Annotated in this window: 10 protein-coding genes; 5 read left to right on the top strand and 5 right to left on the bottom strand. The window is 72.1% G+C overall.

The window, feature by feature from the left end; translation table 11 throughout:
- Window positions 1–90 precede the first annotated feature (90 nt).
- Window positions 91–2,679, bottom strand: a complete 2,589-nt coding sequence (locus FOF48_RS35485; RefSeq protein ID WP_143909327.1) for a carboxypeptidase regulatory-like domain-containing protein — start codon at window positions 2,677–2,679, stop codon at window positions 91–93.
- 184 nt (window positions 2,680–2,863) lie between these two features.
- Between FOF48_RS35485 and FOF48_RS35490 the strand changes: the two genes are divergently transcribed.
- Entirely contained in the window at window positions 2,864–3,163 is a 300-nt protein-coding gene (locus tag FOF48_RS35490) for a DciA family protein (RefSeq protein WP_143909329.1), read from the top strand.
- The gene (locus tag FOF48_RS35495) at window positions 3,160–4,776 is read left to right on the top strand and encodes a CAP domain-containing protein (protein WP_186002209.1); all 1,617 of its coding nucleotides are present in this window, start codon (window positions 3,160–3,162) and stop codon (window positions 4,774–4,776) included. The genes FOF48_RS35490 and FOF48_RS35495 overlap by 4 nt, the downstream gene beginning before the upstream one ends.
- A 165-nt stretch (window positions 4,777–4,941) precedes the next feature.
- On the opposite strand, the gene FOF48_RS35500 is transcribed toward FOF48_RS35495, so the two are convergent.
- Window positions 4,942–5,175, bottom strand: coding sequence for a hypothetical protein (locus tag FOF48_RS35500; RefSeq protein ID WP_143909331.1), 234 nt, complete (start codon window positions 5,173–5,175; stop codon window positions 4,942–4,944).
- A 295-nt stretch (window positions 5,176–5,470) separates the two neighbouring features.
- On the opposite strand from FOF48_RS35500, the gene FOF48_RS35505 reads away from it, so the two are divergent.
- On the top strand, window positions 5,471–7,606 hold the full coding sequence (locus FOF48_RS35505; RefSeq protein ID WP_143909333.1) for a lytic transglycosylase domain-containing protein: 2,136 nt from the start codon (window positions 5,471–5,473) through the stop codon (window positions 7,604–7,606).
- A gap of 12 nt (window positions 7,607–7,618) precedes the next feature.
- Here the strand turns inward: FOF48_RS35505 and cmk are convergent, their stop codons facing one another.
- From cmk to FOF48_RS35520, 3 genes are read right to left on the bottom strand one after another with little or no spacing between them, the layout of a single operon-like run.
- The gene (gene cmk / locus FOF48_RS35510) at window positions 7,619–8,314 is read right to left on the bottom strand and encodes a (d)CMP kinase (protein WP_143909335.1); all 696 of its coding nucleotides are present in this window, start codon (window positions 8,312–8,314) and stop codon (window positions 7,619–7,621) included.
- Window positions 8,311–9,402: a histidinol-phosphate transaminase gene (gene hisC / locus FOF48_RS35515; protein WP_143909337.1), complete on the bottom strand. Its 1,092-nt coding sequence runs from the start codon at window positions 9,400–9,402 to the stop codon at window positions 8,311–8,313. Before hisC ends, cmk begins: the two co-directional genes overlap by 4 nt.
- Before the next feature lie 14 nt (window positions 9,403–9,416).
- Window positions 9,417–10,385: an acetyl-CoA carboxylase carboxyltransferase subunit alpha gene (locus FOF48_RS35520; RefSeq protein WP_143909339.1), complete on the bottom strand. Its 969-nt coding sequence runs from the start codon at window positions 10,383–10,385 to the stop codon at window positions 9,417–9,419.
- Window positions 10,386–10,480: 95 nt separating this feature from the next.
- On the opposite strand from FOF48_RS35520, the gene FOF48_RS35525 reads away from it, so the two are divergent.
- Window positions 10,481–11,164 (top strand): hypothetical protein, encoded by a 684-nt coding sequence (locus FOF48_RS35525; RefSeq protein WP_186002210.1) that lies wholly within the window; start codon window positions 10,481–10,483, stop codon window positions 11,162–11,164.
- A gap of 95 nt (window positions 11,165–11,259) precedes the next feature.
- On the top strand, window positions 11,260–11,730 hold the full coding sequence (locus tag FOF48_RS35530; protein ID WP_143909341.1) for a hypothetical protein: 471 nt from the start codon (window positions 11,260–11,262) through the stop codon (window positions 11,728–11,730).
- The last annotated feature ends 73 nt before the right edge of the window (window positions 11,731–11,803 follow it).

The raw sequence follows: 11,803 nt of genomic DNA on the forward strand, positions 1-11,803 counted from the left end.
GCAAACGTATCACCGCGCAATTCGCGAAAGCGAATTCACGGCGGGCATGGGTGCCCCTCCAGGTCGGAGAAGCACTGACACCCCAGCACGTCAGGGCACCCGCACGGTGCGCGCGGCGCTGACCGCCGGACGCAGCGACACCCCGAGCGAATCCACCAGTGACGCCACGAGCGTCACCTCCGGCCCGGAGCACAGGGCGGGCAGCACGAGCGTCACCTCCCCCGCCCGAGTGGCCAGGTCGCCGCGGAGCATCGCGCCGTCACAGCCCACGCCACCGCCGTGCACGGTGATCAGCACCCCGCCTTCGTCCGTGGCGGAGGTTCCGGGCCCCACCTGGAAACCCTCCACCCGGACGCGCACGGTCGCGCCGCGCGCCAGGGCCGCCCCCTCCGCGGGCTCGAGCCACGCCACCTGGGGCCGCCCGTAGTGCAGCGTGGACGCGCCATGGGTGGCCGCGGCGAGTGGTTCGGGCGCGAGCCCACCCGACTCCGCCAGCGCGGAGAGGCTCGGCGCCTTGCCCTCGGGCGTGGCCATGGACAGGGCCTCCACCGACAGGGACGCGCGCGAGCCCTCCGTGTCGCCCTGGAAGGTGCGGTCCTCGAAGCCCGCGGGAGGCACGGGGAGCCGGACGCCAGAGGTGGCGCGGCGGGCATCCAGCCAGATCGACCAGCGCCGCCCGGCCATGTTGGTGAAGGTCCCGCGCACGAGCGTCGCCGACGGCACCGGGGTGTCCATGCGCCACTCCCGAGGCAGCAGTCCGTGCCAGATGAAGGCGTCGGGGTTGTAGCGAGCGCCCTCCGGGACGGCGAGGAACGCGTCCGGGAACGTCACCGGCTGCGTGCCATCGGGATCGAAGTGGGGCGCGTCCAGGGCGGTCATCAGCGCGCTGGTGGCCACGCCCGCGGGCAGCTCGCCCCCCAGCGGACCTGACGACGCGAGCGCGAGCAGCCGGTACGCCTGCCCCTCCAGGCCGTGGTGGGCCGGCGCCATGCGCACGCGCACGAGCCCTGGCGTGGACAGCCCCGGCTGCGTGTCCGTGTTCGGATCCGCCGGGTTGACGTTGATGGCGGCGCCCAGGCCCAGCGGCACCATGCCCCGTCCGGGCGCGACCACGGAGCCCATCACCACGGTGCGCTCCAGAAAGCCGTCACGGAAGCGAGGGAGCGAGGGGACGCGCACCACGAACGGGAAGGCCAGCGGCACCTGCTGGAAGTCTTGCACCACCGGAGCCAGACGCGACGGCTCCCCCGCCCCCGGTGGCCGCAGCGTGAACTGCACGTCGCGCGAGACGACGGAGGAGAACCGCCCCGAAGGCGGCAGCGCGCGAGCCAGCAGCAGCAGCGGATCCACGCCCGGCTCCATCATCCCCGCGGGCAGTTCTCCCGAGGGAACCTGCGCGGTCAGCGCCCAGGCGGCGCGCGTGCCACAGGCGCCCGCGCGCATGGCCTCCTCCGGCTCCGTCACGTCCTTGAGCGCCGCGTCGCACACCCCGGCGAGGCCAGGCGAGTCGACGGACTCCGGCGCCGTGACGCCCAAGCCGCGCACCCAGACGTTGCCGGGCACCTGGAAGGAACGCTTCGCGCCGCCCAGCATGAGCTCCACGGAGCGCTCGGGCCCCACCTGCTGCCCGGGGGCGGCCTCCGATAGGAGCCCGGGGACCGACAGCCCCGTCATCCCCAGCGCCAGCGCGCCCGCCGCCCCCGTCGGAGCGAAGTGGGTGAACAGGGTGCGCACCCCACCCTCGCGATCCGCCGGGTTGCGGCGCAGGGGCAGCCGCAGGTCGCGCGAACCGTTCATCTCGTAGTTCGCCACGGTGAGGTAGCCGAAGTCCGGGTGGAAGACGGACACGGTCGAATCGTTCCGGGAGGCGACCACGGCCACGCCTTGCGCATCCGTCGTCTCTCGGGCCGTGGTGCTGCCCGCGACATCCGCCACCACCACCGCGGCCCCTTCGACGGGGAGCCCGGTGAGCCCGTCCGTCACCACCACCCGCACCTGTCCCTGGGCCGTGAGCTTGGGGAGCACGGTGACGCGCGCCCGGCAGCTGACGCCGCCCACCCGGGCCTCCACGGACTCCAGCTCCACCCCGGCCGACTCCAGCGTGAACGAGGCCCCGGTGCTCGTGGCCTCTCCCTTCACCCGCGTGGAGAGGGCGGACCAGGTGAGGCCCTCGCGCAGGACCACGGGCTGGCCCCTGACATCGGACACCCAGGCCTCGAAGCGCAAGGGCGTGCCCGCGGGTGCGATGACCCGCTCCGGGACCACGCGGCAGGCCGCGACGGAGGACACGGGCGGGGGCGGACCGCAGGTGCCGTCGCGGCAGACCTCCCCGTTCGCGCACAGGGCGTCCCCGGTGCAGAGGGCGGGCACGCAGCGGCTGGCGTCACAGCGACAGCCCAGCGACTGGAGCTCACAGGCGGCGATGGCGTGCAGCTCCCCCCGGCGCGTCACCGAACAGTCGTCGTCCGAGCGGCACGCGGCTTCACAGCGGGACAGGGCCGTGTTGCAGAAGAACAGCGCGGGATCCGCGCAGTCCTGATCCACCGTGCACGCATCGTCGTTCTTCCCGCCGAAGATGCCGGGCGCGTCCGAGGCGTACATCCCGCAGCCCATGGCGCACGCCAGCAGGCATGCGAACACGAGGCCGGGGGACCGGACCGGATGGGGGATGGGACGCATGGGAACTCCGAGGGGGACCGGCCTTCCCTGGACCTTACAAGGGGATCGGCCGTGACGCGACCCACACCGCACCGGAGGCGCCCGGTCGAAAACACCGGGGTCCGGGGCGAAAGGGAAATGGGACGGGCGGGCAGGCAAAGTGTCGGTTGGCATCCGGCGCCAGGGGTTCCAGAATCGCCCGACGATGGCGCGCAGCGAGCCGAAGACCATGCAGAGCCTGCTTCCCCGGGTGCTGGCGCGACTGGCCGGGGAGTCGGGCCGCGCGTCCTCGCTGACGCCCCTCTGGGTCGCCGCGGTGGGTGAGAACATCGCGCGCCACAGCCGCCCGCACCACCTGGACGGCACCACGCTGATCATCAGCGTGGAGAACGCCGAGTGGGCCCACGTCCTCACCCGCCAGGCGGACTCCCTGTGCGAGCGGCTCAACGAGAAGCTGGGGTCGGGCACCGTGGCGGCGCTCGCCTTCCAGTTGGAGACGCGATGACGCGCGCCGCGCTCCTGAGCCTGTGGCTCGCGATGGGGAGCACCCTGCCGGGCCCCGCGGCCGCCGCCTCGCCGACGGTGGCGGCCCTCGCCGTCCCCGAGGCCGGGGCGCAGGACGCGCTTCCTTCGCTCCCGGTGGAGACGCCCCAGTCGCAGGAGGCTCGGGCCCGGGGGCACATCGCTCGCGAGTTCGAGCGCGTGGGCCGGCGAGCCCCGAGCAACGACAAGGCGCTGGAGCTCGCGGCACGGCGGCTCGCGCGCGAGGCCCTGAGCGAATTCACCACCGGAGCCCCCGACCTGCACACGCTCACGGAGGCGGTCAGCGACGCGGGCGCGGCGGATCCCTCGCCGAAGGTGCTGGTCATCCGCGCGTGGGTGCGCACGCACGCCATCGAGACGTTCCTCGCCCGCAAGGACTTCAACGACGAGCGCACGAGCCACTTCGGCGTCGGCGTGGCCTTCCAGGGCGAGCGCTCCGCCCTGGTGCTGTTGCTGTCGGACCGCAAGGCGGAGCTCCTCCCCTTCCCCCGCGCCCTGCCGCAGGAGGGGGAGGCGCGCAGGCGGCTCTGTGGGCGGCTCGTGTCTCCGCTGCGAAGCCCCCAGGTCTTCATCACGCGACCGGATGGGGAGGTGGACGGCGTCCCGTTGACTCGCGCGCCCTCCGGCACCAACGGCTTCTGCGCCCCGCTGTCCTTTCCCTCGCCGGGCTCCTACACGGTGGAGGTGGTGGGGCAGGCGGACGCGGGGCCGGAGGTGGCGTCGCTGTTCCTGGTGCAGGTGGGCCCGCGCGCATCCCGGGGCGAGCAGGAAGCCACGCGCGAACCCACCACCCTGGCCGAGGCCCGCGAGGCCATCTACGAGCGCATCAACTCCCTGCGCCGCGCGCACCGGCTCCCGGAGCTGACGCCGGACCCGTCGCTGGAGGACGTCTCTCAGCGCTACAGCACGCGCATGGCCACCGAGGGCTTCTTCGCCCACATCGCGCCAGACGGTTCCACGCTCACGCGCCGGCTGCCGGAGGGCGCGCATTACGTGCGCGCCGGTGAGAATCTGGGCCAGGCATCGGGCCCGCTCGCGGCGCACTTCGGCATCGAGCACAGCCCGGGCCACCGCAAGAACCTGATGGACCCCGCGTTCCGCTTCATGGGCGTGGGGGTGGCCTTCCAGAAGGTGGATGGGCGCGACCAGGCCTTCGTCACGGAGGTCTTCACCGCGGCCTCGCCCGGCGCGGCGCTGTCGGCGGACCCCGTGTCGGATGCCTACGAGGCCCTGTCCCGGCACCGCGCGACGCTCAAGCTGCCCCCCCTGGTGCGCAGCGAGGCGCTGGAGCGGCTGGCGCGCGAACACGCCCGGCGCGCGCTGTCGCACGACGAACCCTCCGCGGGCGACGGCGAGCCCTCCCCCCTGCACGAGCGGGTGTTCTCGGCGCTGCCGGACGCGGGCACGGCGTCCGTGGACTTCTTCGTGGTGGGAGACCCGAGCGCCCTGCCGGAGTCACGCAGCCTCGCGGCCGCCACCAACACCCGCGTGGGCGTGGGGCTGGTGCGCGGCGACTCCAAGCGCTTCGGCCAGGGTCAATACTGGGTGGCCGTCATCTACGCCGCGGTCCCGTGATTCACGGAGCCCAGTCAGGCGGACGACGGCATCCCCGCGACCTCCAGGCCTCGCCGGGGATTGGCGGTGGCGCCGCCACGCGGACTCCGGCCACGTCCCGGGTGGGGGCGTGGCCGGTCACCTCATCGCACGGCCCGGTCCCCAGGGTCGTGTCAGACAGGCGGGTTAGACAGGACGGCGCTGCGTGGCGTACGCCTCCAGCCCCATCTGCGGAGGCGCGAGGTTGGCGTACAGCGGGCACTTCATACACGTGAACGACTGCCAACCACGACGCACGGCTTCATCCAGACAGTTGTCGTAGTGATTGCAGTTCAGATTTCGATGCGTCTCGACGCCTGCCCGCTTCGGGCCGGCTTCGGGATTGATGGTCTGCGGCAGATCGGACGGACACGGCTTCATGGAGCCTCCCCTATGAGCTGTTTCCCCCCCCGAGGTCTGTAGACGAGCAGTGCAACCGACGACAGGTCCGCCTCACACGACGGCGGTCCGGAGTAGCGCTCAACAGCGGCGCAACGTAAGGATTCCCTCCGGATAGCGCAACGGGGCGACAACCCCGCGGGACCAGCCCGTGGGCGCGGGATCTAGGACTTGTCGGGCCGACTGTCAAACCGACCCCCGCCCACCTGGTGGGGAATGTCAGTAGTTTAGCTCTCGTTCCGAAGCCGCAAGGCCGCGAAGTGAAAGGAAGAAATCCATGAGTTGGACCGGCTGGGTGGCGGGTTGGGTGACGGGGGTGGCGCTGGGACAATCCCCCACGACGCTCGAAGCCGTCCGCCTGCACCGGCCCGACGCGGCGGCCCTCGTCCAGGCGGAGCTCAGCGCCTGCGAGGCGGCGAAGTGTCCCGACGCCGGCCGCCTGGGGCTGCTCGCCGGCACGCTCGTCCTCTCCGATGGAGATGCCCCCCTCGCCCGGGACCTGCTCACCCGCCACGCGGCCCCGCCGCCCCTGGAGGCCTTCCAGGCCTTCTACCTGGGGCAGGCGCGCTTCTACGCGGGCGACCCCGATGGCGCGGCGAAGGACTTCGAACGCTCTCTGGAGAAGGCCTCCCCCGCGCTCGCGGTGCGCGCGCGGGCCCGCCTGGGTGAGTCCCTGCTGGACGCCCACCGTCCGAAGGACGCGGCCCCCGTGCTGGAGTCGGCGGCGGCGGCGCAGCCCACCGCAGAGCTGCTCTTCCAGCGCGCGGCGACCCGAGAGGCCACCCACAACACAGCCGGCGCGAAGGCGGACCTGAAGGCCGTGGCGCTGCGCTTCCCCACCCACCCCTACGCCGACGAAGCGCTGGAGAAGCTGGCGGCGCTGAAGCCCGCGGTGAAGCTCACCCTGCCCGAACACCTCCAGCGCGCCAGGGGATTTCTCTCCGACGGCGCTCCGGTCCGGGCCGAGGAGGAGCTGGCGACGGCGGAGAAGCGCGCGCTGGTGAAGGGGGCTCCCGCGCAGGCGCAGGTGGCGCTGCTCCGGGCCCAGGTGTTCTTCGCGCGCGGCAAGCGTGAAGAGGCGGAGAAGGCGCTCGCGGTGGCGCGAAAGGGGCCTCCGGCCATCGCCGCGGAGGCCGCGCTGGTGGTGGCACGCCGGGCGCTGCGCTCCGATGACAACGACAAGGCGCGCAAGTTGATGGCGGCGCTGGACAAGGCCTATCCGTCCCAGGCCGCTGGCGAGGAGGGCGCGTTCTTCGCCGCGTGGCTGGACCTCCAGGGGAGCCGCTTCGAGGACGCGACCCGGTCCTTCGCGGACTACGAGAAGCGCTACAAGGGTTCGCGCCGCCGCGACGAGGCGATGTGGTTCCGCGCGCTGGCGCACATCCGGCTGGAGCAGTACCCGCAGGCACGCCAGGCGCTGGACGCGCTCGTGACGGACTTCCCGAAGACGAGCCTCGCGCCCCAGGCTCGCTACTGGATGGCGCGCACGGACGAGCTCGCGGGCGCGAAGGCCGCCACCCTGGGGCCCGCGTACGAGGCGGTCATCAGCGCGGCGCCCGCGTCGTTCTACGCGCTGCTCGCCGCGGAGCGGCTGCGCGAGCTGGGCCGCACGCCACCCGCGGCCTTCCCGCAGCCGCCGAAGCAGCTCACCCTGCCCCGCCCGCCGGAGCTGGAGCTGGCGGTGGCGTTGACGCGCGCGGGGCTCTTCCGCGACGCGGCGGACGAGGTGCAGTCGCGAGTGTCGGGCCTGCGCACGGCGGACCAGGCGCTGCCGTTCGCGCACGCGCTGTTGCAGCTGGGCGAGTACGGCCACGCGCACGTCGTGGCGGCGCGCTACCTGTGGGGCCGGGCCTTTGGCGCGAAGGCGCCGGACGCGCTGGCCGCGTTCTATCCCCGCGCGTTCGCCCAGGCGGTGGAGGCGGAGGCCACCCGGCAGGCGCTGGATCCCTTCCTGGTGTGGGCCATCATGCGGCGCGAGAGCGCGTTCCGCCCGGAGGTGATGAGCGCCGCGGACGCGCGAGGCCTGATGCAGATCATCCCGCCCACCGCGACGGAGATCGCCCAGAAGATGGCGGAGCCCGCGCCCGCGCCGGCGGACCTCTTCGCCCCGGAGCGGAACATCCGCTACGGCGCGTGGTACCTGGCGCAGTTGATGAAGCGCTTCGCGCACCCGGCGCTCGCGGCGGCGGCCTACAACGCGGGCCCCAAGGCGGCGGTGCGCTGGACGCAGGAGCGCGGCAGCATGCCGTTGGACCTCTTCGTGGAGTCCATCCCGTACCGGGAGACGCGCGGTTATGTGAAGCAGGTGGTCGCGGACCTGTACCTGTACCACCGCTTCTACGAGAAGGAAGGCACCCAGTCCCGGCTGGCGATGACGGTGCCCTCCCCCTCCACGGAGGGCGTCAGCTTCTGACGCGTCCGGGCCTCAGGCGCCGCGCGAAGCCCGGCGGCGCTCAATCTCCTGCTCGAGCGTCGTCACGACCTCGGACAGGGGCAGGCTGCTGGAGTCCACGCGCACCGCGTCGTCGGCGGCCTTCAGGGGCGCCACCTCGCGGCCGGAGTCGGCGGCATCGCGCCGCGTCTGGTCCGTGAGGACGGCCTCCAGGCTGCTGTCCACGCCCTTCTGGAACAGCTCCTCGAAGCGGCGGCGCGCGCGCACCTCGGGATCCGCCGCGAGGAAGAACTTCACGTCCGCGTCCGGGAACACCACCGTGCCGATGTCCCGGCCCTCCAGGATGGCCCCCGCCTGGGCCTCCAGCGCCAGCCGCCGCTGGAGCGCGAGCAGCCCCGCGCGCACCACCGGCCGGCCAGACACCTGAGAAGCGCCCATCGAAATCGTCGGGGTGCGGATCTCCCCGGACACATCCTCGCCCCCCAGGAAGACGTGGTTCTCCTCGCCCACCACCTGGAAGTGGATGCGCACGCGCTCCAGCAGCTCGCCCAGCTTCGCGTCGTCGTCGAACGCGATGCCCTCGCGCGTGGCCATCAGCGCCACGCAGCGGTAGATGGCGCCCGTGTCCACCAGCGCGAAGCCCAGCCGGCGCGCCAGCACCTTGGACACGGAGGACTTGCCCGCCCCGGCCGGCCCGTCGATGGCGATGATGAACGGCCGCGGGCTCACGACAGGACCTCCGTCAGCGCGCTCACGCAGCGCGCGTTCTCCGCGGGCGTGCCCACGGAGATGCGCAGGCAGGTGGGAAAGCCATTGCCCGCCATGGGCCGGACGATGACGCCCCGGCGCAGGAGCTGCTCGTACACCGCGCCCGCCGGCCGGCGGCAGTCGACGAAGACGAAGTTCGCGTGGCTCTCCGTCAGGGTGACGCCCAGCTTCGGCAGCTCCTGCTCGAAGTAGCGCAGGCCCGCGTGGTTGTTCTCGCGCGTGCGGCGCACGTGCTCCGTGTCATCCAGCGCGGCCATGCCCGCGGCCTGCGCCACCACGGTGAGGTTGAAGGGCATGCGCGTGCGGTGCACGTATCCCGCGAGCTTCGTGTCCATCACCGCGCAGCCCAGCCGGATGCCGGCCAGCCCGTGGATCTTGCTGAAGGTGCGCAGGCCCACCAGGTTCGGGTGCGCGTGGAACAGCTCCACGGCGCTCGCGTAGTCGGGCCAGTCCACGAACTCCGCGTAGGCTTCATCGTGGATGACGAGCACGTCCTTCGGCACCGCCGCCAGGAACGTCTCCAGGTCCTTGCGGCCGAACGTGGTGCCCGTGGGGTTGTCCGGGTTGGCCAGGAACACCATCCGCGTGCGCGGCGTGACGGCGCGGGCCATGGCCTCCAGGTCGTAGCGGAAGCCCTCGCGCATGGGGATCTCGACGAAGCGCCTGCCGTGCGCCTGCGCGGAGATGCGGTACGCGGGGAAGGACCCCTGGCACAGGAGGATGTCCTCCTCCGGCGTGGTGAACGTGCGCATCAAGAGCTCGATGAGCTCATTGGAGCCGCTGCCCAGGACGACCTCCTCCGGCTTCACGCCCAGGTGCGCGGCGAGCCGACGCACCAGATGGAAGCTCGTGGCGTCCGGATACAGGTGCACCTGGGTGGCGGCGTTGCGCATGGCCTCCACCGCGCGGGGCGACGGGCCCAGCGGGTTCTCGTTGGAGGCGAGCTTGATGACGCCGGTGAGGCCGTACTCCCGCTCGGTCTCTTCGATGGGCTTGCCCGGAACGTAGGCCTTGAGCGTCTCCACATAGGGAGGAACGAGCGGTCGCATGGAAGGGGGGCCTCTTACTTGCCGGAGAACATGCCGAGCGCGCGGAACTTGTCGTAGCGGTCGCGCACCAGCGCGTCCGGCGACAGCTCCGCCAGCTGGCCCAGGTGCTTGCGCAGCGTCTTGCCCAGCGCCTCGGCCGCCTTGGCCGGGTCGCGGTGGGCGCCACCCGGAGGCTCGGGAATCACCTCGTCGATGATCTTCATCGCCAGCAGGTCCGGCGCGGTGGGGCGCATCGCGTCCGCGGCCTTGTCCGCCTTGGTGGCGTCGCGGAAGAGGATGGAGGCGCAGCCCTCCGGGGAGATGACGGAGTAGACGCTGTTCTGGAACATCAGCACGCGGTTGCCCACGCCGATGGCCAGCGCGCCGCCGGAGCCGCCCTCGCCCACCACGGTGGAGATGATGGGCACGCGCAGCCGGCTCATCACCTCCAGGTTCATGGCGATGGCCTCCGCCTGCCCGCGCTCCTCCGCGCCGATGCCCGGGTACGCGCCCGGCGTGTCCACGAAGGTGAGGATGGGCTTCTCCATCCGCTCCGCCAGCTCCATCAGCCGGCGCGCCTTGCGGTAGCCCTCCGGGCGCGGCATGCCGAAGTTGCGCGCCATGTTCTCCTTCGTGTTGCGCCCCTTCTGGTGCCCGATGAGCATCACCGTCTTGCCGTCGAAGCGCGCGAAGCCGCCGACGATGGACGGGTCCTCTCCGAAGTGGCGGTCGCCGCACATCTCGAAGAAGTCCGTGAAGAGGTGCTGGACGTAGTCCAGGAAGTACGGACGCGCGTTGTGCCGCGACAGCTGCACCACCTGCCAGCGAGACAGGTCGCTGAAGATCTCCGTCTGGAGCTTCTTCGCCTTCTTCTCCAGCTTGGAGATCTCCGAGGAGAAGTCCACGGAGCCGCTGGTGGAGAGGACCTTCAGCTCTTCGATCTTCTTTTCCAGCTCGATGAGCGGGCGCTCGAAGTCGAGCGCGTAGCCAATGCCGGTTGCCATGGCGCGGAACTAGCACCAGGGTTCAGGCCAATCAACGCGCAAGCGGTTACGCACCCCCCCTGGAATGTCCCAGGGGGTCGCCCGTCTGGAGCGCCATGGTCCTCGCCCTGTCCCTGCTGGCCCTGACGCTTTCCGCCGCGCCCCCCTCGGGCCGTGCCCTCAACACGCAGGGCTTCCGGCTCTATCAGGCCGGCCGCTACCCAGAAGCGCTGGAAAAGTTCCAGGCCGCCGCCCAGGCCGCCCCGGACTACGCCCTGGCCCACTACAACGCCGCGGCCACCCTGGGCCTCCTGCGCAAGCAGGGCAAGGTCTGCGAGTACAGCGCCTACCGCGACACCATCGTGGAGCTGCTGTCCACCGCCGTGCGCCTGGACGCGCGCCGCCTCCAGCGGGCGAAGGACGACAGGGACCTGGACGTCATCCGGGACACACTCGGGTGGCAGCGCCTGCTGGGCCGCACCCCACGGAAGGAGGCCGACGTGCCGGCCCTCCTGCGCGCGGTGTCCTGGTACGGCCCCGGCGTCGGCGTCCATGGCACCACACGCGCCTTGAAGTTCCTGGACGGGGGCCGCGTGGAGCTCTGGAGAAGAGAAGTGGACGACGCCGGGACGCCCCTTGAGTCGCGGACACCGGGCACGTACACCGTCCGGGGCCGCGCCGTGGAGGTGACGCTCCCAGGCGCGGGCGCGATCACCGGCGCCCTCGGGGAAACGGGCACCCTGTCCTTCCCGGAGCCCCTGGGCGCCTTCACCGACAGCCCCTCGGAGTGCGACGCCTGAAGTGATGGCCCGTGCACGCCTACACCGTTCCGGGGCGCGCCACCCTGGCGCGCCTGCCTGCCGGTGACCAGCTTCTGGTGCGGAGGGGGAAAACGGTGGACCGACTCAATGCAAGACACTGGGGGCTGGTCGCCATCCTCGCTTCAGGGCCCTTCGTGCTCGCCTTCGTGCTGGGCGCCACGGCCCCGGAGCTGCTTCAGCCAGTGCTGGGCACCCCCTTGGGAGGGTTGAGCTGGGGGCTCGCCACCCTGCTGGGGATCATCGGCGGAGCTCTCTTCGCGCGCATCCTGGCGGCCCTGCAACGCCCGCGCATCCAGGCGTCCCCTCCGCTGCGCTTCCTGGGGACGGTGGGCGGCGCCAGCGCGGTGGTGGCCCTGTGCATCGTGCCGGCGGTGGCGCTGCTGCTCGTTGGACCGGGTTGGGTCCTCCAGCAGCACCTGGAGTCACTCCCCGTGGCCCCCACGGTCAGCTCGCTCAAGACGAGCGCCGAGGATCTGCTGGGACAGGCGCGCCGGGCGTATCCCCACCGGCTGCCGCTGTCCCTGCTGCTGCCGGGCCCCCACTAGGCCGTGTCTGATGGATGTGGGAGCGCCGGTTGTTGTCTCCGCAAGGAGGCAAGGCGAGATGATGCGCTACGAG

This window comes from Corallococcus sp. Z5C101001, assembly GCF_007352635.1.
Classification (GTDB): Bacteria; Myxococcota; Myxococcia; order Myxococcales; family Myxococcaceae; genus Corallococcus; species Corallococcus silvisoli.

What these genes read in the sequence shown, in the direction of transcription:
- FOF48_RS35485 (WP_143909327.1), bottom strand. Translation starts at nt 2,679, where the DNA reads ATGCGTCCCATCCCCCATCCGGTCCGGTCCCCCGGCCTCGTGTTCGCA.
- FOF48_RS35490 (WP_143909329.1), top strand. Translation starts at nt 2,864, where the DNA reads ATGGCGCGCAGCGAGCCGAAGACCATGCAGAGCCTGCTTCCCCGGGTG.
- FOF48_RS35495 (WP_186002209.1), top strand. Translation starts at nt 3,160, where the DNA reads ATGACGCGCGCCGCGCTCCTGAGCCTGTGGCTCGCGATGGGGAGCACC.
- FOF48_RS35500 (WP_143909331.1), bottom strand. Translation starts at nt 5,175, where the DNA reads ATGAAGCCGTGTCCGTCCGATCTGCCGCAGACCATCAATCCCGAAGCC.
- FOF48_RS35505 (WP_143909333.1), top strand. Translation starts at nt 5,471, where the DNA reads ATGAGTTGGACCGGCTGGGTGGCGGGTTGGGTGACGGGGGTGGCGCTG.
- hisC (WP_143909337.1), bottom strand. Translation starts at nt 9,402, where the DNA reads ATGCGACCGCTCGTTCCTCCCTATGTGGAGACGCTCAAGGCCTACGTT.
- FOF48_RS35520 (WP_143909339.1), bottom strand. Translation starts at nt 10,385, where the DNA reads ATGGCAACCGGCATTGGCTACGCGCTCGACTTCGAGCGCCCGCTCATC.
- FOF48_RS35525 (WP_186002210.1), top strand. Translation starts at nt 10,481, where the DNA reads ATGGTCCTCGCCCTGTCCCTGCTGGCCCTGACGCTTTCCGCCGCGCCC.